Source organism: Bradyrhizobium sp. Gha (genome assembly GCF_900113735.1).
GTDB lineage: Bacteria > Pseudomonadota > Alphaproteobacteria > Rhizobiales > Xanthobacteraceae > Bradyrhizobium.
Genome location: NZ_FOQM01000020.1, coordinates 65,134 through 84,503, shown reverse-complemented (window position 1 = coordinate 84,503; position 19,370 = coordinate 65,134). Strand labels below are relative to the sequence as shown.

Here is a 19,370-nt window from a genome sequence, read left to right as displayed (position 1 = left end):
TGCGCATGATCTTGTCGGAAAACCGCTGCGCACTTTTCCGGATCATGCTCTAGCGGGGACCAGATGCCGATCAATATCGAATATCGCGGCCCCGCCGACCTGCCGGAAATAATTCCGGTTTTTCCGCTGCCGGGGGCGCTGCTGCTTCCCCGCGGCCAGATGCCGCTCAACATCTTCGAGCCGCGCTATCTCGCGATGGTCGACGATTCATTCCGCGACGGCCATCGGCTGATCGGCATGATCCAGCCTGACGTCGCGCACTCGCCCAAAAATTCCGACAAGCCGACGCTGTTCCGCGTCGGTTGCGTCGGCCGTATCACCCAGCTCGCCGAATCCGGTGACGGCCGTTACATCCTCGAGCTCACCGGCATCGCGCGCTTCAAGGTGGTCGAAGAGCTCGAGGTGCTGACCCCCTACCGGCAGTGCAAGGTCGATTTTTTCGCCTTCACCGACGATTTCACCGCGCGCATGGGCGAGGACGAGGTCAACCGCGAGGCGCTGCTGGTGGCGCTGGCGGATTTTCTCAAGGCCAATAATCTCAAGGTCGACTGGGAGGGCGTCGAAAGCGCGCCCAATGAGGCGCTCGTCAACGCGCTGGCGATGATGTCGCCCTATGGCCCGGCCGAGAAGCAGGCCATGCTTGAAGCGCCCGATCTGAAGACGCGCGCCGAGATCCTGATCGCGGTCACCGAGATGGACCTCGCCAAGAAGCGCACCAGCGGCGATCCGCCGTTGCAATGAGCGGTGCTAACGCGCCATGAGATTGGGTCGAATCATCATCGCGCTCTGGCTTCTTGTTCGAGCATGATCTTTTCGGAAAACCGCTTCACACTTTCCCGGATCAGGCTCTGATTCAGGCCGCGCGGATGGCCGCCTTGTCGGCTCGCCTGGCACTCAGCATTTTCGCAATGCCGGATGCAGGCATGGGCCGGCCGAAATAGTAGCCTTGCGTTTCGACACAGCCCTCTTCACGGAGGATATCGAGCTGCTCCTTCGTTTCGGCGCCTTCGGCGGTCGTCGTCTTGCCCAGGCTGACCGCGAAGCGAACGACCGCCCGCGCGAGATGATGCGCGTCTGGGCTTGCGCTGGACAGTTCATTGACGAAGCTGCGGTCGACCTTGACCTTGTCGAACGGGAATCTTTGCAAGAAACTCAACGAAGAGTAGCCGGTGCCGAAGTCGTCCAGGGCTACTCGCACGCCGAGCTCGCGCAGTTGGCCAAGTGCTGCGAACACGGCCTCGCTGTCATGCATGATTGCCGTCTCGGTCACCTCGAGCTCAAGTCGGTGTGGCGCAACTCCCGAATTCGCCAGTGCGCCGACAATGACCTGGACTAGCTCCTTACTCTTGAATTGGGCTGGAGACAGGTTGATCGCGATCCTGAGATGGGCGGGCCATTTGGCGGCTTCGCTACATGCGGTCTTCAGAATCCATTCTCCCAGCGGCACGATCAAGCCGGCCTCCTCCGCGAGCGGAATGAATTCGCCGGGCATGACCAGGCCTCGCCGCGGGTGATGCCAGCGTAGGAGGGCTTCGAAGCCGCGGATCTCACCGGTCGCGGTATTGACGAACGGCTGGTAGTGCAGCTCGAATTCGCCGCCAGCAAGCGCATCCCGCATGTCGCGCTCCAGGTCGCGCCGCGCATGCATGAGCTCGTCGAGCTCCGGCTCGAAGAAGCGGAATGCACCACGCCCGCAACTCTTGGCCGAGTAGAGTGCGAGATCCGCGCTCTTCATCAGCACGTCGGAATCGTCGCCATCGCGCGGCGCGATGGCAATTCCGATGCTGGCGCTCACCGTGAACCGGTGATCGTCGAGATCGAAGGGTTCGCAAAGCGCTTTTCTGATGTTCTCGGCGAGCGCGGCGGCCTCAACAGCGGGGCTGGTCACATAGTCGATCACGGCGAACTCATCGCCGCCCAGTCGGGCAATCAACGTGGTGTCCGTGGTGCATTCGCGCAAACGCGTGGCGACGGCGCGCAACAGGGAATCGCCCGCGGGGTGTCCCAGCGTGTCGTTGACCTCCTTGAACCGGTCGAGATCGAGCATCAACACCGCCAGACCGCGGTCGCCATTGCGCGTCACCGCAAGTGCATGCTCCATCCGCTCGCGGAGCAGCACTCGATTTGGCAAATCGGTCAAGGCATCGTGTTGCGCCATATGAGCGATCTTGGCCTCGGACCGGCGTTGCTCGGTGACATCGAGATGCGTGGCTACCCAACCGCCGCCGGCCATCGGCTGTCGCGTGACGCAGATCAACCGACCATCCGCGAACTCGTCGATTCTGCTCGAGACGGCATCGAACGGCAACGCGGCCAATTTCGAGAGGAATTGCTCGGCGGCGCCCTCGCTGGTGTCGCTCTTGAGGATGCCGGTCACGACGCGGTGCCTGATGATGTCGGCGTGCGGCGTCCCCGTTCTCAGTAGCTCCGGCGGCAGTCGGTAGAGCCCGGCATAACGCTCGTTGCAGACGACAAGCCGCTTCTCCGCATCGAACATGCACAAGGCCTCGACCATGTTGTTGATGGCCGTATCCAGCCTGAGTTTCTGCTCCTGGATCTTCTGTTGCGAATCTTCCACCTGTTGCCTGGCGCGAGAAAGTTCGCCGATGATTTCCTCGAATCTGCCGGTTCTGGCCGCGAGGCGACGATCCGCCAGGACACCGACGAAGCTCATCCCGAGCACCGACAGCGCCACACCGGCAATTGCAATGGCCAGGACGGTCGGCGAAAGCGACAATGCATCGTTCGCCAGCGCCGGATCGGGAACGATCTGCACGGCGCCCATGGCCGTGAAATGATGCGACACGATGGCAAGCGTCAGCAGCAGCGCAGCGGCCAAGGTCCCCCGCTTGTCCTTGCGGCCCATCGCGACCGTGAGTGCCGCATAGCTCAGAACCAGGCCGAGACCGACCGAGACGAGCACCAACGCTGGCGACCAGACCACATGACCCGGCACCTCGAGAGCCCACATGCCGACATAATGCATGCTTGCGATGCCGGCGCCGATGATGCCGCCACCGGCAGCTGCGCGCCAGCGGCCGGAATTGTTGACGGCGACGCCGAAGCCGCCTGACGTCAGCACCATCGCGGCAGCCAGCGACAGCGCCGTCAGGCCGAGGCCGTAGCCGGTCGAGACGCCGGGGTCGTAGGCGAGCATTGCGACAAAATGCGTCGCCCAGATTCCGTAGCCGATAGCGGCACCGGCGATCGCAATCCAGATCCGCCGCGTCCAGGCGCCCGACGCGATCGCGCGATGGAAGATGCTGACCGCCACGATGCTTGCAACGAAACAAACCAGGCCAGCGAGCACAACGAGCCGCCAATCGTGCTCGGTGGTCAGGCAGGAAAAAACACGGAACATGCAATATCGCTCCTTCGTCAATACTACCGAGGATTGATCCAGGCGGGCTTGTTCCGCGTTAATATTTCACAATGTCCAGTTGTATGCCTATTGCCAGGTAAACATTATGCGGCAAATGACGCCGTTGGCGGTATTCGTGCGGTAAGCGGGCGCGGGCCCCCTTGAAACTACCCGGGTAAAGGAAGGCCCGTTCGAACCTTGCCAGCTCCGCCTAGGGATGGTTGCGGATGCGCTTGCGGCCCGTGATCATGGCGCGCACCAGGTTCTCGCGCTGAAGCACGCTCATCAGCACCACGCCTGCAACATGCAGCACGACCAGGACGATGACCGCATCCGATGCGTAGGCATGGGTGTCCTCGACCCACCAGATGCCGAAGAAGCTGACGGTGACCGACAATGCGCCCGTGACCGCCGAGACGGCGAGTGACGATAACAGTGCCAACAGCATCATAGTACCGGCGGGATTGAGCCCGATATAGCGTCCGGCGATGCCGCGGCGGAGGTTCCAGAGATAGGAGGGGGCTGCATGAAGGCGGACGCCGATCATGCGAAAGCGTGAATAGCGGCCGCCCCAGAAGCCCCAGACCAGGCGGAAGGCGAGAAGCCCGATGGCCGCATAGCCGACGATGCGATGCAGGCCGTCATGGACCGTGGGCGTGAACCAGGCGACCAGGACACATGCTGCGATGGCCCAGTGCCAGAGGCGCAGCGGCAGGTCCCAGACGGCGACCGTTCGATCCGCGAGGATCGCTTTCGGCTCCCGGCGCAGCGCTGTGTCGATCAAGCCGAGTCCTCTCAACCTGGGCCCTTACTGGGCCCTTACTTGGCCCTCATTTGGCGATCGTGTGCTTCAGGCTGAGATCTTCCGGGCTGTAGAACAGCTCGTAGAGCTTGCCTTCCTTGACGACATAGACCTCGTAGCATGAGCCTTCGATCTTGGAGCGGCGCACTTCATAACCCAACGCTTTCGCCTGGGCTTCGGCTTCGGTCGCCGGCTTCCACGACGCCTTGGCGAGCTTGGTGCAATCCTTGAAGCCATCGGCCATCGCCGTCGAGGCGATGCCGGCGCCGACCGTCAATGCGATGGCAAGAACGCGAATGACTTTCACTGATATGTCCTCCTCTGTCGCCGATGCGCGACGCACGCGAAGGAAGCGAAGGGGAAGGGGAAGTCAATTCCGATTCGGATCGGCGACGTCTTAGAGCTATTCCAGCCGTCGCGAAAAGATCAGCGCCCTCCGACGGGCGCGCGTGTTTTGCGGTGTGCTGCGGCCTTACGCCTCACGGCTCGGTGGCTGCATTCAATAACCGGCAATGGTCATCGCCACGACCGCACTGAGCGCCATCCAGCCGAAGTGGCGACCACGCGTTCCCCATGCGTTGGCGCAGGCGGAGAGGCCGAACACGCAGACCATGGTGACGACGATCCAGTGGCGCGCGAGCGCCGAATCCATCAAGGGCGCCGCGACCAGCAGCGCGCCGCACCCGATCCAGGCCACTGTCGAGGCCTGCCAGACCAGGCGGATCAAGGTGCGGAGCCGCTCCGGCTCGATGGTGGCGCGGGCAAAGACCTTGGTTTCGCCGAGGATGCCGTGGATGACGGCCACGATGATGGCGCCGACACCGGCGCATTGCAGCAAGAGATCACGCATCGAGGCTCCATACATTTGTGTATGGTTGGATAAGCGCTGGCGCGCCGCCTGTCAATACACTAGTGTATGGTCGGATTTCGGAAGCTGACATGGCCGGGCAACTTTCCGCGGAGGACTGGATCAAAGAGGGCGTCAAGGCGCTCACCAGGAGCGGCTTCACTGCACTGAAGGCCGAGCCCCTGGCAAAGAGCATGGGCGTTTCGCGGGGCAGCTTCTACTGGCATTTTGCCGATCTCGGCGCGTTCCACGCCGCCGTGCTGAAGCGCTGGCGCGAGATCGCGGCCGAAGAGATCATCGCTCGCGTCGAGGCCGACAGCGACGAGCCCGTGAGGGCGCTGCTGCGCAGGACCTTTGGCGCCCGGCTCGATCTCGAGCGCGCGGTGCGCAACTGGGCCGCGTTCGATCTGGCCGCGCAAGCGGCCGTTCGCGCCATCGACCGCCGCCGGCTCGACTATATCGAGGCGCTGCTGGTGCATCGGGGGGTTGAGCCCGCGGTCGCGCAGGCGCGCGCGCAGATCCTGTACTGGACGTTTTTGGGCTATGCACTCGCCAGCACGCCGATGCCGGCCGCGCGGCTGCAGGGCCTGCTCGACGAAATCGAGCGGATGGTCTCGGCATAGCGCGCAATGGGCGGGCGTGATTTTCTATGCTACAGCCAGCCGATCGCCGGAGACCCCAATGAACGCGCCGACCGAACGTCCCGAAAACAGCGTCGATCCAAAACTGCTGGAGATCCTGGTCTGCCCCCTGACCAAGGGTCCGCTGGAATTCGACTCCGCCAAGCAGGAGCTGATCTCGCGCAGCGCCAAGCTCGCCTATCCGATCCGCGACGGCATCCCGATCATGCTGCCGGAAGAGGCGCGGAAGATCGATTGAGGTTGGCGCATAGGGAGTAGCGAATAGCGAATGCAGCCATTCGCGATTCGCTACTCGCCATTCGCCCTTACAGCGCCTCGCCCTTCAACAGCCGCGGGATCTCGCCGGTCAACCCCGCGGCCTGGCGGATGAAGAGGTTTTTGAGCGGCGGGGTGCGGTCGACGATGCCGAGGCCGATATCCCGCACCGTGCGCAGCAAGGTCGACTGGTTCGAGAACAGGAAGTTCAGCGAGTTGGTGGCGACGCCCATCGCCATGGTGTCGAAGCGGCGCCAGCGCTGATAGCGATCGAGCACGTCGGCGCCGCCGAGATCCATGCCGAGCCTGGCGGCATCGACGACGACCTCGGCCAAGGCGGCGACATCCTTCAGCCCCATGTTGAGGCCTTGCCCCGCGATGGGGTGGATGACGTGGGCGGAATCGCCGACCAGCGCGAGGCGCTCGGCGACAAAGGAGCGCGCCACGAAATAGGACAGCGGAAACGCGCGCGGCTTGTCGAGCGCTTTCACCTCGCCGAGATGCAAGCCGAAACGCTGCTCGAGCTCGGCGTGAAACTCGTCCTCGCCAAGCGCGATGATGCGCGCAGCCTCAGCGCGGCGCTCGGTCCACACCAGCGACGATCGCTTGCCTGACAGAGGCAGGATCGCGAACGGGCCCGCGGGCAGGAAGTGCTCTTCCGCGCGGCCTTCGTGATCGCGCTCGTGGCCGACGGTGACGACGATGCCGGATTGGTCGTATTCCCAGCCGTGCGTCGCAATGCCCGCGCGCTCGCGCAATTTCGACTTCGCACCGTCAGCCGCGACCAGCAGGCTCGCCGCGATGACGCTGCCATCGCCGAGCGTCACGTCGATCCCCTCGGCGCGCGCGTCGTAGGACGACACGGTGGCGGCGCGAAGATCGATGCCTTCAGCTTCGGCGCGCACCACCAGCGCATCGATCAGCCGGTGGTTCTCGACCATGTGCGCGAAGGGCTCGCCGGGCGCGACATCGCCGGCGAAATTCAGGAACGCAGGACGCGTGGCGTCCTCCAGCTTGGAATCGGTGACGACCATGTCGAGAATCGGCTGCGCCTCAGCCTTGACGTCGTCCCAGGCGCCGAGCGCCTCGAACAGACGCCGGCAGGCCGCGACGATCGCGGTCGCGCGGGGATCGCGGCTGGGGCGCGTGGCGAGCGCGGGATCGGCGACGATGACGGGTATCTCGGGGCCGAGGCCCTGGCGCAGCGCCAGCGCGAGCGCGAGGCCCGCAAATGCGCCGCCGCCAATGACAATGCTGTTCTGTCCCGACATACCAAGCTTCCCGGCCAATTCTGGGGTCTTGCTAGCAGACTTGAGGTGGGCGAAACAGTGCGGTGAAGGCGGAACAGCCTGATGTGTCATTCCGGGGCGCGCAACGCGCGAACCCGGAATCCAGAGGTTATCAGCTCTAGATTCCGGGTTCGCACTCCGTGCGCCCCGGAATGACGGGGCATTTGAAAGCACCACCATGTCCAAAAGCCTGATCGACCTGATTTCGATCCTCGATCTCGAGCAGCTCGAGGTGAATTTGTTTCGCGGCAACAGCCCGAAGACGAGCTGGCAGCGGGTGTTCGGCGGGCAGGTGATCGGACAGGCGATGGTGGCGGCCTGCCGCACCGTCGAGGGCCGGCTGCCGCATTCGCTGCATTGCTATTTCATATTGCCGGGCGATCCGCAGATCCCGATCATCTACCAGGTCGAGCGCCTGCGCGACGGCAAGAGCTATTCCACGCGTCGCGTCACCGCGATCCAGCACGGCAATGCGATCTTCTCGATCATGGTTTCGTTCCACGCCGAGGAAGAGAGCGCGTTCGACCACCAGGACAAGATCCCTGACGTGCCGCCGCCGGAAAAGCTCACGGCGGAGGAGGTGGCGAAGCAGCCGATGTTCCGCGAGATGCCCGAGTTCATCCGCCGCTACTACGAATCCGATCGTCCGATCGAGCTGCGCCCGGTCGAGCTCGGCCGCTATTTCGGCCAGAAGATCGAGGACGGCCGCATCCATGTCTGGATCAAGACGGCAGCAAAGCTGCCTGACGATCCGGCGCTGCACATGTGCGCGCTGGCCTACGCTTCGGACTTCTCGCTGCTCGATGCGATCATGGCGCGCTATGGCCGCACGCTGTTCGACAAGCGCATGATGCCGGCGAGCCTCGATCACGCGATGTGGTTTCACCGCCCGTTCCGCGCCGACGAATGGCTGCTCTACGCGCAGGATTCGCCGAGCGCGCAAGGCGGCCGCGGCCTGACGCGCGGCTCGATCTTCAAGCCGGACGGCACGCTCGTCGCCTCCGTCGCGCAGGAAGGCTCGGTACGCGAGCGCAGAAGCTAGCTCGATAGCTGATGATCGCGAGCGCGAGTTCATCGCGCTTGCGAGGCCCTGATCGTGCTTACATCGAACGGCGCGGCGCGAGCTCGGTCTGCGAGGCGAACCAGTTCAGGATCCAGCGATAGACCCACGGGATCGGGATCAGGAAACTGCACAGAATCGCCGCCACGATTCCGCGCCAGAGGATTCCGAGCCCGGTGCCATGGAAGATGATCTCGCGGCGCGTGCCCTCGATGTTGCGGTAGATCCAACGTAGCTGGGCGGCCGCGACCCAGGCCCATCCGATGATGGTGATCATGGAGATGGCGAACAGCAGATTCCAGCCGATATAGCCCAGGATCGAGCCGTTGAAGCTGAGGCCGAGCGCTTGCCCGTTGGAGGCGAGATTAGCGACCATCCACTTGATCAGCATCCAGTAGAGGACGATCTCGACGATAAAGAGCGCAAGGTTGAGCACCTGGACGCCGGAATAGCCGACGACGACGGCCAGAACGATGAAGCCGAAGAACCAGGGCACCATCGTCATCGCAGTGCCGGTGAAGGACAGGTTCGGCCGCCCCGGGACCCTGACGCAGGACACGATCCATGTCGTGTACCAGACGAACACCCACGGCACCGGGATGACGAGGGCCGAAAGGATCACCATCACCAGCGTGCGCCAGGTGAAGTCGAGAATGCCGAAATCGACCGACAGCGATCCGCCGGCCGCACTGCCTGCGCCGGTATAGGCGCCACCGCCCATCATCGGCGGGCCCCCGGCGGGGATGACCGGCGGCGCGCCGCCGCCAGGGATCAGTCCGGGAATTTCGGCGGCCTTCTGCCAGCCGGCCATGCCTTCGGACCACACCAGCGTATCCGGACGCACGACCCCTTGCGCGATCAGGTCGCGGAATTGCCCCTCGGGATAGGGCCCCTGCTGCTTGCCCTCGAATGCATAGAACCAACTCGCCATGACGCGCCCCCCAAAATACTTATGTACCGCCCGCCAGGCGCGGGTTCACCGCATCCATGCCAAAGATACATTGTGGGGGATGAACAGATGCCCTGTACAGAGGCGGCCGTTCACATGCCCCCCTTGGCCGAACGTTTTTCCGCTTCAATGTGCAAGTTTTTTGTGCCATTTGCCCGGAAAGATGCCAGATTGACGCAGCGCCGGGGACATACGGCGGGGCGCATCCCCGGGGAATAGGCCTGACCATGAAACTCGTCGTCGCGATCATCAAACCCTTCAAGCTCGATGAAGTCCGCCAGGCCCTGACGGCGATCGGCGTCCACGGCATGACCGTGACCGAGGTCAAGGGCTACGGCCGCCAGAAGGGTCACACCGAAATCTATCGCGGCGCGGAATATGTCGTGAATTTCCTGCCGAAGCTGCGGATCGAGATCGCGGTCGCCTCCGATATCGCCGACAAGGCGGTCAGCGTGATCACCGCCTCGGCCCGGACCGGGCAGATCGGCGACGGCAAGATCTTCGTCACGCCGATCGACCATGCGCTGCGCATCCGCACCGGCGAAACCGACAGCGACGCGCTCTAACGCAAACTCTACTTTCGTTCGCCGCGGGCAACGACGCCGTAGCGACGCAATCACTCATGCTGGGGGAAAACGACATGGCGGGATTGTTGCGCCGCGTGGCCGCTATGGCTGCGCCGTTCGGATTGTTGTCGGTGATGGCCGCGCCGGCCCACGCCGCGACTTCGGAGATCAACACCGCCGACACCGCCTGGATGATCGTCGCTACCGCCCTGGTGCTGATGATGACGATCCCGGGACTGGCGCTGTTCTATTCCGGCATGGTGCGCAAGAAGAACGTGCTCGCGACCATGGCGCAGAGCCTTGCCGCGGTGACCATCATCTCCATTCTCTGGGTCGCGTTCGGCTACTCGCTGTGCTTCGTCGGCGACGGCCCGTGGATCGGCTCGCTCGATCGCTGGTTCCTCGCCGGCATGACCATGGACAGCGTCAACCCGGCCGCGAAGACGATCCCGGAAGCGCTGTTCATGCTCTACCAGATGACGTTTGCGATCATCACGGTGGCGCTGGTGGCGGGCTCGGTCGCCGACCGGATGCGGTTCTCCGCTTATCTCCTGTTCTCGGTGGCCTGGTTCATCTTCGTCTACATTCCGCTGGCACATTGGGTGTGGGGCGGCGGTTTCCTCAACAGCATGGGCGTGATGGATTTCGCCGGCGGATTAGTCGTGCATCTGTCGGCCGGCACCGGTGGCCTCGTCGCCGCGAAAGTGATGGGACGGCGTTACGGCTATGGCACCGAAAATCTGTCGCCGTTCGATCTGTCGCTTGCCGTGATGGGCACCGGCCTGTTGTGGGTCGGCTGGTTCGGCTTCAATGGCGGCTCGGCGGGTGCTGCCAATTCGCGCGCGGTGATGGCGATCATCGCGACACATCTGGCGGCCTGTTCCGGCGCACTGACCTGGGGGGCGATCGAATGGTCGACGCGGCGCAAGCCCTCGGTGCTCGGCATGATCTCGGGCGCGGTGGCCGGCCTCGGCACCATCACGCCGGCCTCGGGCTTCGTCGCGCCGTGGCACGGCATCGTCATCGGCATCGCCGCCGGCGCCATTTGCTATTGGGCCTGCACCTGGCTGAAGCACCGTTTCAACTATGACGATTCGCTCGACGTGTTCGGCGTCCACGGCATCGGCGGGCTGACCGGCACGCTGCTCGCCGGCGTGTTCGCGACCAGCGCCATCGGAGGCACCGCCGGCCTGCTCGAGGGCCATCCGCAGCAAGTGCTGATCCAGCTCTATGGCGTCGCCGTCACCTTCGTCTGGTCGGCGGGCGTGAGCTTCATCCTGCTCAAGCTGGTCGGCCTGTTCGTGCCCTTGCGCGTGTCCCGCGAGCAGGAGCTCGAGGGCCTCGACATCACCCAGCACGGCGAAGCTTTGCAATAATCAGGGCTTGCGCAACACATAAGCGCGTGCTTATGTGTTGCCATGATCGAAGCCGATATTTTCAGGGCGCTGGCCGACCCGACCCGCCGCAGGGTCTTTGAGAAGCTCGCCAACGGCAGCCTCAATGCCAGCGCCTTGCGCGACGGATTGGAGATCAGCCAGCCGGCGATGTCGCAGCATCTTTCGGTGCTGCGCGCGGCAGGCCTCGTGCGGGAGCAGCGGCAAGGCCGCTTTGTGAATTACGAAGTCGATCCCGACGGAATCGTCGCCATCGGTACCTGGCTTGCGCGCTACCGCGCCTATTGGCCGAAGCGCATGGAAGCACTCGCTGACCTCCTGAAGGATATGGATCAATGAGCGACGCCGCGAAGCCCGAACATCCTGACGAAGCCCTGGTGCTCGAAGAAGCCTTGGTGCTCGAATATGAATTCGACGCGCCACCGGCAAAAGTCTGGCGCGCCGTAACCATTCCAGCCTTGCGCGAGCGCTGGCTGCCGGATTGCGATCTTGCGGGCGCCGAGCCGGAAACATCGATCCCGGGCGAAGAGGTGCGCTACCGGCTTCGCGATTCCGAACCGCCGTATCGCGAGAGCCGCGTCATCTTCCGAATCGAGCCGAACGTGTCAGGCGGCACCCGCTTCCGCATCATCCAGCAGGCCTGCGAGATCAGTGTAAAACTGCCGCAGCCGGCCAATAGCAATCGCTGCCTGATGCGCGCGGCGGCCTGACACCAACCGAACCTCATTACCAGCAGACATGGAGGTCGCCGATGCGCGACATGCTTCAGCTCGTCCCCATGGTCGTCGAGCAATCCGCACGCGGCGAACGGTCCTTCGACATCTACTCGCGGCTGCTGCGCGAGCGCATCATCTTCCTCAACGGCGAGGTCAATGACGCGATGTCGGGCCTGGTCTGCGCGCAGCTCCTGTTCCTGGAGGCGGAGAATCCGAACCGGCCGATCAATCTCTACATCAACTCCTATGGCGGCGTCGTCACCTCCGGTCTTGCGATGTACGATACCATGCAGTTCATCAAGGCGCCGGTGCATACGCTATGCATGGGCACCGCGCGCTCGATGGGGTCGTTCCTGCTGATGGCCGGGGAGCCCGGCCACCGCGCCGCGTTGCCCAATGCGAGCCTTCACGTGCATCAGCCGCTCGGCGGGTTCCAGGGCCAGGCGTCCGACATCCTGATCCACGCCAACGAGATGCAGGAAACCAAGCGGCGCATCACCAGGCTCTATGCGCAGCATTGCGGCCGGACCGTAGAGGACGTCGAGCGGACCCTGGACCGCGACCACTTCATGACCGCGCAGCAGGGGGTCGAATGGGGCTTGATCGATCGGGTATTTGCCGAGCGCCAGCCGGCTGATCGCGAAGCCAGCTGAGAGGCCACCTCTGTAATCAGATACCTGCCTTGGTGCCCGACACGTGAGCAGCAATTGTGTCGGCACCCTGTCATGCCCAGTTTTTGATCAGGTCTGACCACGTATTGAGCGCGACGTATTGGCGCATTGCGGCGGATTACCCGCCCAACGCGAAAAGCCCCCGTTTTCATAGTCCGTTAGGCAAGCCGCCGGTTCTGGCACGGCATTTGATTCTAAGGGTCCCGGCTGTGCCCGCGTAGTGAACTTCTCCCTCGTGGCGAACCAGTCGAGAAACGCCCGGCCATGTCCGGACCGGGCCCAAGCGAAGCGGGGATAGGACCCATGAAAATTGTTATGGCGATTATCAAGCCATTCAAGCTGGAAGAAGTCCGTGATGCCTTGACCGCCATTGGCGTTCACGGTCTCACGGTGACAGAAGTCAAGGGATATGGCCGTCAGAAAGGCCACACGGAAATCTATCGCGGCGCCGAATATGCCGTGAGCTTCCTGCCCAAGATCAAGATCGAAGTCGCCATCGCCTCCGAGCAGGTCGACAAGACCATCGACGCCATCACGTCTGCCGCCAAAACCGGACAGATCGGCGATGGCAAGATCTTCGTCATCAGCCTCGACCATGCGGTCCGCATCCGCACCGGCGAAGCCGACGCCGCGGCCCTTTGATTTCGCGCTCAACCAAAATCCAATCAGGAGTAAATGAAATGACGTTTAAGCGTCCCTATGGCGCGGGATTGGCGGCTCTCGCAGTCGGCCTGTTCGCTGCGACCGCAGCCTATGCCGAGCCAACGGTCAACAAGGGAGACAACGCCTGGATGCTGACATCGACAGTGCTGGTGCTGTTGATGACCATCCCCGGCCTCGCGCTGTTCTACGGCGGCCTCGTTCGTTCCAAGAACATGCTCTCGGTGCTGATGCAGGTGTTCTACACCGTCTGCGTCGTCACCGTGATCTGGGCCGTCTACGGCTACAGCCTCGCCTTCACCGGCGGTTCCGACTTCATCGGCGGCTTCTCCAAGGCCTTCATGATGGGCGTCACCACCGACTCGAAGGCCGCGACCTTCTCGGTCGACGCCAACATCTCGGAGCTCGTCTATGTGTGCTTCCAGATGACCTTCGCGGCGATCACGCCGGCCCTCATCGTCGGCGCCTTCGCCGAGCGCATGAAGTTCGCGGCAATCGCTCTCTTCATTCCGCTCTGGGTCACGCTGATCTACTTCCCGATCGCGCACATGGTCTGGTACTGGCCCGGCCCGGACGCGATCCAGGATGCGGCCAAGGCTCTTGCTGCCGCGACTGACGCGGCGGCGAAGACTGCGGCTCAGGCCAAGCTCGACGAGATCAACGCCGACGCCGGTTGGATCTTCAAGAAGGGCGCGATCGACTTCGCCGGCGGCACGGTGGTGCATATCAACGCCGGCATCGCGGGTCTCGTCGGCGCTCTCCTGATCGGCAAGCGCGTCGGCTACGGCAAGGAGCTGATGGCTCCGCACTCGCTGACCATGTCGATGATCGGCGCCTCGCTGCTCTGGGTCGGCTGGTTCGGCTTCAACGCCGGCTCCAACTTAGAGGCTAATGGTGGTGCTGCGCTCGCCATGACCAACTCCTTCGTCGCCACTGCAGCCGCCGCGCTGTCGTGGATGTTCGCGGAGTGGATCATCAAGGGCCATCCGTCGGTGCTCGGCGTCATCTCCGGCGCTGTCGCGGGCCTCGTGGCCGTCACGCCTGCCGCCGGCTACTCCGGCGTGATGGGCGCCATCGTCCTCGGTCTGGTGGTCGGCGTGGTCTGCCTGTTCTTCTGCACCGTCGTGAAGAACGCGCTCGGCTACGACGACTCGCTCGACGTGTTCGGCGTGCACTGCATCGGCGGCATCGTCGGCGCCCTCGGCACCGGCATCCTGGTCAATCCGGCTCTCGGTGGTGCTGGCATCATCGACTACACCGCGATCCCGCCCAAGGTTGCCGATTACGACTTCGCTGCGCAGATGCTCTCCCAGATCGAAGCCGTCTGCACCACGCTGGTGTGGTCCGGCATCGGTTCGGCGATCCTGTACAAGGTCGTCGACGTGATCGTCGGCCTTCGCGCCAACGTCGAGACCGAGCGTGAGGGCTTGGACATCACCGAGCACACCGAGCGCGCCTACAACATGTAACCTTTCTCCCGGGCGCGATCTCCCTGGAGATCGCGTTCACTCCTGCGGTTTGGGCACATACCCGGCAATGCCCCGACCGTTGAGGGGCTCCAGCGCAAGTTGGAGCCCCTTTTTTTTGGCAGGCTTGTTTTCGATTCGGTGATCAAAAAAGGATTGCCATTTTGCATCGCCGGCGCAGAGATGGCGGTCACAACGAACAACAAGACGGGAGGTCGTCATGCGGTTGGAAGGCGGATGCTATTGCCGCGAACTGCGCTATGTGGCCGAGGGCGATCCGATGATGCAGGGCCAATGTCACTGCCGCGAGTGCCAGTACATCTCGGGCGGCGCGCCCAACACCTTCATCGCGATGCCGGCGGACGGCTTCAGCTACATCAGCGGCCAGCCCAAGCAGTTCACGCGCAAGGACCTCGCTCGCGCCGTGACGCGGGAATTCTGTGCCGAATGCGGCACGCATCTCATCACGAGAATACCCGGCTTGCCTGCGGTCGTGGTCAAGGTCGGCACGCTGGATGAGCCGGAACACTTCAAGCCGCAGCTGGCGATCTACACCTGCGACAAGCAGGAGTTCCACGCCATCCCCACGGGCATGCCGACGTTCGAGAAACTGCCGGGGCATTGAAGTTTGAATCGAGCCAGGGTGACGGTGCGCTCCCTCTCCCGCTTGCGGGGAGGGCTGGGGTGGGGGTGCCTCCGCGGGCGAGAACCCCCAAGAGGAGAGAACCCTCACCCGACGCTTCGCGTCGATCTCTCCCGCACGCGGGAGGGGTGACGAGCCCGCCCCGCATCCCGTTGTTATCCGGTCCCATTATTCCCGCTCTGGACGGGCCGGACGGCCGATGGTTAATCGCGTCTTAACCTCGCCCTATCTATGGTGAATTGAACCGCCTTCCCGCCGGCGCCCGCGTGCGACCGGCCGTTCCGAGAGTACTGGCGCCCAGAATGGTCATGACCGCTTCATCCCGTGCGCCGCTCGAAGGTGGAAGCTCCAACAACGAACGCTCGCCCTTCGTCCGGCTGAACGAGCTGCTGGCGCCGCATCAACCCGGCAAGCCATTGATTTCGCTCGCGGTCGGCGAACCTCAGCATCCGGTGCCCGATTTCGTCGGCCCCGTGCTGGCCAAGCACATCGCCGATTTCGGACGGTACCCGATGAACCAGGGCACCGAGCCGTTTCGCCAGGCCGCGAGCGCCTGGCTGTCGTCGCGATTCAGGCTGCCGCGACCGCTCGATCCAAAGACCGAGATTCTGGTCCTCAATGGCAGCCGCGAGGGGCTGTTCCTCGCCGCGATCGCAGCAGCGCGCTATGTCGGCCCGAAGCCCGGCAAGCCCGCCATCCTGATGCCGAACCCGTTTTATCCGGTCTATGGCGCCGGCGCCGGCGCAGCGGCTTGCGAGCCGGTTTACCTGCCGACCACCGTCGACAACGGCTTCCTCCCCGATCTCGACGCCATGGACGAGGCGACGCTGGCGCGCACCGTGGCATTCTACCTGGCCTCGCCCGCCAATCCGCAGGGTTCGGTCGCATCGCGCGATTATTTCACGCGCCTGAAAAGCCTCGCCGACCGCCACGGCTTCGTGATTCTCAGCGACGAGTGCTACTCCGAGATCTACACAAGGGAAGCACCGGGCAGCGCGCTCGAATGCGCGGGCGCCGATTTCACCCGCGTGCTCGCGTTCCAGTCGCTGTCGAAGCGTTCCAACCTGCCGGGCCTGCGCGTCGGCTTCGCCGCCGGCGACAGGAAGCTCATCGGCATGTTCCTGGAGCTGCGCAACATCGCAGCGCCGCAGGTGCCGGTGCCGCTCCAGCATGTCGCGACGGTTGCCTATGGCGACGAGGCGCATGTCGAGGAGAACCGCAGGCTGTACCGGATCAAATTCGATCTCGCCGACCAGATCATCGGCAATCGCTATGGCTATCGCCGGCCCGATGCCGGCTTCTGCGTCTGGCTCAATACGTCGGAAATCGGCGATGACGTCTCCGTGACCCTGAAGCTCTTCAAGGAGGCCGGCGTGCGCGTGGTGCCCGGCTCCTACCTGGCGCGGCTTCAGCCCGACGGCTTCAATCCCGGTGCCGGCTACATCAGGCTGGCGCTGGTGCAGGACAGTGAGACCACGGCGCAGGCGCTGCACCGGCTGGTCGAAACTCTGGGTTAGGCGGGCCCATGAGCATGTCGACGATCGAACGTGTCATTCCCCTGGTCGGCCATCTGCCGCCCTCGATCCGCGAGGGGCTGGCGAGGCGCGTGCGCGAGCTGACCGGCTTCGGCCTGGTCACGCTGTCGGGCGTCGCGTCCGCCGCGCTGATGACGTGGTCGGTCCAGGACCCGAGCCTCAGCCACGCGACCTCGCGACCGATCCACAACATTCTCGGCTACGCCGGCGCCATCGGCGCCGACCTCGCCATGCAGATCCTCGGGCTCGGCGCGATCATGCTGATCCTCACCGTCGCGGTGTGGGGCTGGCGCATGATGACCCACCGTCCGTTCGATCGCGAGGCGCTGCGGCTCGGCGCCTGGATTCTCTGCACCGTGATCACGGCCGGCTTCGTCAGCTGCTGGCCGCATGGCGGCGCTTGGCCGCTCCCCACCGGTTTGGGCGGCGTGGTCGGCGACGCGCTGGTGCGTGCGCCCGCGGTGATCTTCGGGCCACCAGGCGTGATCTATCGGATGGTGCTCGGCACCATCCTGTTCGTCGCGCTGGCCGCCACCTTCCTGATCGCCTGCGGCCTCGGCGCCCGCGAGCGCGATGATGAGCTCGCGGAGATCGAGGACGGCGACAAGACGCTCGATGACGAAGAGGACAGCGATCGCGGTTCGGTGTCGCTGGGCTGGCTGTTCCATGCGCTGATGAGCACCAAGGCGCGGCTGATCTGGCTGTGCGGCGCCGCCTATCGCTCGCTGGTTTCGAGCGGATCGAAGACCAAGGCCGTTTCGTTCAGCCGACAAGAACCCAATCTCGGCGGCGGCCGCGCCGCGCCCTCGATCTCGCCGCAATCCGAAGACGAGGACCACGAGGAGGAGCACGAGGAAGAAGACGACGAAGAGGAGGAAGAGGAGGAGCCGGTCGCGCGTGCGCCACGCAAGAAGGCTGCACCGAAAGCCGCTTCCAGAAGATCCTCCGACAAGTTCGAGCTTCCATCCGTGTCCGTGCTGGCTGCGCCCAAGGCCGGCGATCGCCAGCCGCTCAGCAAGGCCGAGCTGGAAGCCAATTCGCGTTCGCTCGAAGGCGTGCTGCAGGACTTCGGCGTGCGCGGCGAGATCGTGAAAGCCAATCCGGGACCCGTCGTCACGCTGTACGAACTCGAGCCGGCGCCCGGTATCAAATCGTCGCGCGTGATCGGGCTTGCCGACGACATCGCCCGCTCCATGAGCGCGCTCTCGGCGCGCGTCGCCGTCGTGCCTGGCCGCAATGCCATCGGCATCGAGCTGCCGAACGCGCATCGCGAGAAGGTTTATCTGCGCGAGCTGCTGGTCGCCAAGGAAGCCGTCGACACGGTGGCAAAGCTGCCGCTCTGCCTCGGCAAGACCATCGGCGGCGACCCCGTCATCATCGACCTCGCGCGCACGCCGCACATGCTGATCGCGGGTACCACCGGCTCCGGTAAGTCGGTTGCAATCAACACGATGATCCTGAGCCTGGTCTATCGGCTGCGCCCGGATCAGTGCCGGCTGATCATGGTCGATCCGAAGATGCTCGAGCTCTCCGTCTATGACGGCATTCCCCATCTGCTCACCCCCGTCGTGACCGATCCGAAGAAGGCGGTGGTCGCGCTGAAATGGGCCGTGCGCGAGATGGAAGAGCGCTACAAGAACATGGCCAAGCTCGGTGTGCGCAACATCGACGGCTACAACACGCGCCTCGGCGAACTGAAAGCCAAGGGCGAAGAGCCGACGCGCACCGTACACACCGGCTTCGACAAGGAGACCGGCAAGGCGATCTACGAGGAAGAGAAGCTCTCGCTCGATCCGCTGCCCTACATCGTCATCATCGTCGACGAAATGGCCGACCTGATGATGGTCGCCGGCAAGGACATCGAAGGCGCGGTGCAGCGCCTCGCGCAGATGGCGCGCGCCGCCGGCCTGCACGTGATTCTCGCCACACAGCGTCCGTCGGTGGACGTCATCACCGGCACGATCAAGGCGAACTTTCCGACCCGCATCGCCTTCCAGGTCACCTCGAAGATCGACAGCCGCACGATTTTGGGCGAGATGGGCGCCGAGCAGCTGCTCGGCCAGGGCGACATGCTCTACATGGCCGGCGGCGGCCGCATCAGCCGCGTGCACGGACCGTTCGCCTCGGACGACGAAGTCGAGAAGGTGGTTCGCCACCTCAAGACACAGGGTCAGCCGGAATACCTGGAAGCGGTCACCGCCGAAGAGCCGAGCGAGGACGAAGATGGCGGCGCCGTGTTCGACGCCAGTGGAATGGGCGCGGATGGCGGCGGCGATCTGTTCCAGCAGGCCGTTGCCATCGTCAAACGCGACCGCAAGGCCTCGACCAGCTACATCCAGCGCCGGCTGCAAATCGGCTATAACCGCGCCGCATCGCTGATGGAACGCATGGAACTGGAAGGCATCGTCGGACCCGCCAACCACGCCGGCAAACGCGAGATTCTGGTCGAAGAGGAAGACAGTCACATGTGAGGCAAGGGGCTTCCGGCCCGCCTCGAAATGACTTTTCACGGAAA

At 64.0% G+C, this 19,370-nt stretch carries 20 protein-coding genes; 14 read left to right on the top strand and 6 right to left on the bottom strand.

What is annotated here, in order from left to right; translation table 11 throughout:
- The first annotated feature begins 63 nt into the window (after positions 1 to 63).
- On the top strand, positions 64 to 741 hold the full coding sequence (locus BM222_RS23055; protein WP_092232513.1) for an LON peptidase substrate-binding domain-containing protein: 678 nt from the start codon (positions 64 to 66) through the stop codon (positions 739 to 741).
- Between the two features lie 112 nt (positions 742 to 853).
- Here BM222_RS23055 and BM222_RS23050 read toward each other — a convergent pair whose 3' ends face one another.
- The 4 genes from BM222_RS23050 to BM222_RS23035 form a co-directional block, all read right to left on the bottom strand.
- Positions 854 to 3,361, bottom strand: a complete 2,508-nt coding sequence (locus BM222_RS23050) for an EAL domain-containing protein (RefSeq protein WP_092232510.1) — start codon at positions 3,359 to 3,361, stop codon at positions 854 to 856.
- Between the two features lie 211 nt (positions 3,362 to 3,572).
- Positions 3,573 to 4,145: a cytochrome b/b6 domain-containing protein gene (locus tag BM222_RS23045; protein WP_092232507.1), complete on the bottom strand. Its 573-nt coding sequence runs from the start codon at positions 4,143 to 4,145 to the stop codon at positions 3,573 to 3,575.
- A gap of 46 nt (positions 4,146 to 4,191) precedes the next feature.
- Positions 4,192 to 4,470 (bottom strand): PepSY domain-containing protein, encoded by a 279-nt coding sequence (locus tag BM222_RS23040; RefSeq protein WP_177243390.1) that lies wholly within the window; start codon positions 4,468 to 4,470, stop codon positions 4,192 to 4,194.
- 192 nt (positions 4,471 to 4,662) lie between these two features.
- The gene (locus BM222_RS23035; protein ID WP_092232499.1) at positions 4,663 to 5,013 is read right to left on the bottom strand and encodes a hypothetical protein; all 351 of its coding nucleotides are present in this window, start codon (positions 5,011 to 5,013) and stop codon (positions 4,663 to 4,665) included.
- Positions 5,014 to 5,102: 89 nt separating this feature from the next.
- On the opposite strand from BM222_RS23035, the gene BM222_RS23030 reads away from it, so the two are divergent.
- Both BM222_RS23030 and BM222_RS23025 read left to right on the top strand, forming a co-directional pair.
- Positions 5,103 to 5,633 (top strand): TetR/AcrR family transcriptional regulator, encoded by a 531-nt coding sequence (locus tag BM222_RS23030; RefSeq protein ID WP_092232496.1) that lies wholly within the window; start codon positions 5,103 to 5,105, stop codon positions 5,631 to 5,633.
- Positions 5,634 to 5,691: 58 nt separating this feature from the next.
- A complete protein-coding gene (locus BM222_RS23025; RefSeq protein WP_092232493.1) occupies positions 5,692 to 5,889 on the top strand; it encodes a Trm112 family protein in 198 nt (65 codons plus the stop codon).
- A gap of 67 nt (positions 5,890 to 5,956) precedes the next feature.
- On the opposite strand, the gene BM222_RS23020 is transcribed toward BM222_RS23025, so the two are convergent.
- Positions 5,957 to 7,177: a ubiquinone biosynthesis hydroxylase gene (locus BM222_RS23020; RefSeq protein ID WP_092232491.1), complete on the bottom strand. Its 1,221-nt coding sequence runs from the start codon at positions 7,175 to 7,177 to the stop codon at positions 5,957 to 5,959.
- Positions 7,178 to 7,373: 196 nt separating this feature from the next.
- Between BM222_RS23020 and tesB the strand changes: the two genes are divergently transcribed.
- The gene (tesB, locus tag BM222_RS23015) at positions 7,374 to 8,237 is read left to right on the top strand and encodes an acyl-CoA thioesterase II (protein ID WP_092232488.1); all 864 of its coding nucleotides are present in this window, start codon (positions 7,374 to 7,376) and stop codon (positions 8,235 to 8,237) included.
- Positions 8,238 to 8,295: 58 nt separating this feature from the next.
- Here the strand turns inward: tesB and BM222_RS23010 are convergent, their stop codons facing one another.
- Complete coding sequence (locus tag BM222_RS23010; protein ID WP_092232485.1) at positions 8,296 to 9,186, bottom strand: DUF4339 domain-containing protein; 891 nt, start codon at positions 9,184 to 9,186, stop codon at positions 8,296 to 8,298.
- Between the two features lie 245 nt (positions 9,187 to 9,431).
- On the opposite strand from BM222_RS23010, the gene BM222_RS23005 reads away from it, so the two are divergent.
- The 10 genes from BM222_RS23005 to BM222_RS22960 all read left to right on the top strand — a co-directional run bounded on the left by BM222_RS23005 (position 9,432) and on the right by BM222_RS22960 (position 19,326).
- Positions 9,432 to 9,770 carry a P-II family nitrogen regulator gene (locus BM222_RS23005; protein ID WP_092232482.1) on the top strand — a complete coding sequence of 113 codons (339 nt, stop codon included), beginning with the start codon at positions 9,432 to 9,434 and terminating at the stop codon, positions 9,768 to 9,770.
- 74 nt (positions 9,771 to 9,844) lie between these two features.
- Positions 9,845 to 11,146, top strand: coding sequence for an ammonium transporter (locus BM222_RS23000; RefSeq protein WP_092232698.1), 1,302 nt, complete (start codon positions 9,845 to 9,847; stop codon positions 11,144 to 11,146).
- A 42-nt stretch (positions 11,147 to 11,188) separates the two neighbouring features.
- The gene (locus BM222_RS22995) at positions 11,189 to 11,503 is read left to right on the top strand and encodes an ArsR/SmtB family transcription factor (protein ID WP_092232479.1); all 315 of its coding nucleotides are present in this window, start codon (positions 11,189 to 11,191) and stop codon (positions 11,501 to 11,503) included.
- A complete protein-coding gene (locus BM222_RS22990) occupies positions 11,500 to 11,874 on the top strand; it encodes an SRPBCC family protein (RefSeq protein ID WP_092232476.1) in 375 nt (124 codons plus the stop codon). Before BM222_RS22995 ends, BM222_RS22990 begins: the two co-directional genes overlap by 4 nt.
- A 41-nt stretch (positions 11,875 to 11,915) precedes the next feature.
- Positions 11,916 to 12,533, top strand: a complete 618-nt coding sequence (locus tag BM222_RS22985) for an ATP-dependent Clp protease proteolytic subunit (RefSeq protein WP_092232473.1) — start codon at positions 11,916 to 11,918, stop codon at positions 12,531 to 12,533.
- 321 nt (positions 12,534 to 12,854) lie between these two features.
- Complete coding sequence (locus tag BM222_RS22980; protein WP_092232470.1) at positions 12,855 to 13,193, top strand: P-II family nitrogen regulator; 339 nt, start codon at positions 12,855 to 12,857, stop codon at positions 13,191 to 13,193.
- 38 nt (positions 13,194 to 13,231) lie between these two features.
- Positions 13,232 to 14,680, top strand: coding sequence for an ammonium transporter (locus BM222_RS22975; protein ID WP_092232467.1), 1,449 nt, complete (start codon positions 13,232 to 13,234; stop codon positions 14,678 to 14,680).
- Between the two features lie 217 nt (positions 14,681 to 14,897).
- Entirely contained in the window at positions 14,898 to 15,302 is a 405-nt protein-coding gene (locus BM222_RS22970; RefSeq protein ID WP_092232465.1) for a GFA family protein, read from the top strand.
- Between the two features lie 320 nt (positions 15,303 to 15,622).
- Complete coding sequence (locus BM222_RS22965) at positions 15,623 to 16,837, top strand: aminotransferase class I/II-fold pyridoxal phosphate-dependent enzyme (protein WP_177243389.1); 1,215 nt, start codon at positions 15,623 to 15,625, stop codon at positions 16,835 to 16,837.
- Positions 16,838 to 16,845: 8 nt separating this feature from the next.
- Positions 16,846 to 19,326, top strand: a complete 2,481-nt coding sequence (locus BM222_RS22960; protein ID WP_092232462.1) for a DNA translocase FtsK — start codon at positions 16,846 to 16,848, stop codon at positions 19,324 to 19,326.
- Positions 19,327 to 19,370: the final 44 nt, after the last annotated feature.

Bases quoted from the DNA above. Each gene is read 5' to 3' on its own strand.
- BM222_RS22960 (WP_092232462.1), top strand. From the start codon at position 16,846: ATGAGCATGTCGACGATCGAACGTGTCATTCCCCTGGTCGGCCATCTG.
- tesB (WP_092232488.1), top strand. From the start codon at position 7,374: ATGTCCAAAAGCCTGATCGACCTGATTTCGATCCTCGATCTCGAGCAG.
- BM222_RS22985 (WP_092232473.1), top strand. From the start codon at position 11,916: ATGCGCGACATGCTTCAGCTCGTCCCCATGGTCGTCGAGCAATCCGCA.
- BM222_RS23035 (WP_092232499.1), bottom strand. From the start codon at position 5,013: ATGCGTGATCTCTTGCTGCAATGCGCCGGTGTCGGCGCCATCATCGTG.
- BM222_RS23025 (WP_092232493.1), top strand. From the start codon at position 5,692: ATGAACGCGCCGACCGAACGTCCCGAAAACAGCGTCGATCCAAAACTG.
- BM222_RS22965 (WP_177243389.1), top strand. From the start codon at position 15,623: ATGGTCATGACCGCTTCATCCCGTGCGCCGCTCGAAGGTGGAAGCTCC.
- BM222_RS22975 (WP_092232467.1), top strand. From the start codon at position 13,232: ATGACGTTTAAGCGTCCCTATGGCGCGGGATTGGCGGCTCTCGCAGTC.
- BM222_RS22990 (WP_092232476.1), top strand. From the start codon at position 11,500: ATGAGCGACGCCGCGAAGCCCGAACATCCTGACGAAGCCCTGGTGCTC.
- BM222_RS23055 (WP_092232513.1), top strand. From the start codon at position 64: ATGCCGATCAATATCGAATATCGCGGCCCCGCCGACCTGCCGGAAATA.
- BM222_RS23005 (WP_092232482.1), top strand. From the start codon at position 9,432: ATGAAACTCGTCGTCGCGATCATCAAACCCTTCAAGCTCGATGAAGTC.
- BM222_RS23020 (WP_092232491.1), bottom strand. From the start codon at position 7,177: ATGTCGGGACAGAACAGCATTGTCATTGGCGGCGGCGCATTTGCGGGC.
- BM222_RS23000 (WP_092232698.1), top strand. From the start codon at position 9,845: ATGGCGGGATTGTTGCGCCGCGTGGCCGCTATGGCTGCGCCGTTCGGA.
- BM222_RS22980 (WP_092232470.1), top strand. From the start codon at position 12,855: ATGAAAATTGTTATGGCGATTATCAAGCCATTCAAGCTGGAAGAAGTC.
- BM222_RS22995 (WP_092232479.1), top strand. From the start codon at position 11,189: ATGATCGAAGCCGATATTTTCAGGGCGCTGGCCGACCCGACCCGCCGC.
- BM222_RS22970 (WP_092232465.1), top strand. From the start codon at position 14,898: ATGCGGTTGGAAGGCGGATGCTATTGCCGCGAACTGCGCTATGTGGCC.
- BM222_RS23030 (WP_092232496.1), top strand. From the start codon at position 5,103: ATGGCCGGGCAACTTTCCGCGGAGGACTGGATCAAAGAGGGCGTCAAG.
- BM222_RS23050 (WP_092232510.1), bottom strand. From the start codon at position 3,361: ATGTTCCGTGTTTTTTCCTGCCTGACCACCGAGCACGATTGGCGGCTC.
- BM222_RS23010 (WP_092232485.1), bottom strand. From the start codon at position 9,186: ATGGCGAGTTGGTTCTATGCATTCGAGGGCAAGCAGCAGGGGCCCTAT.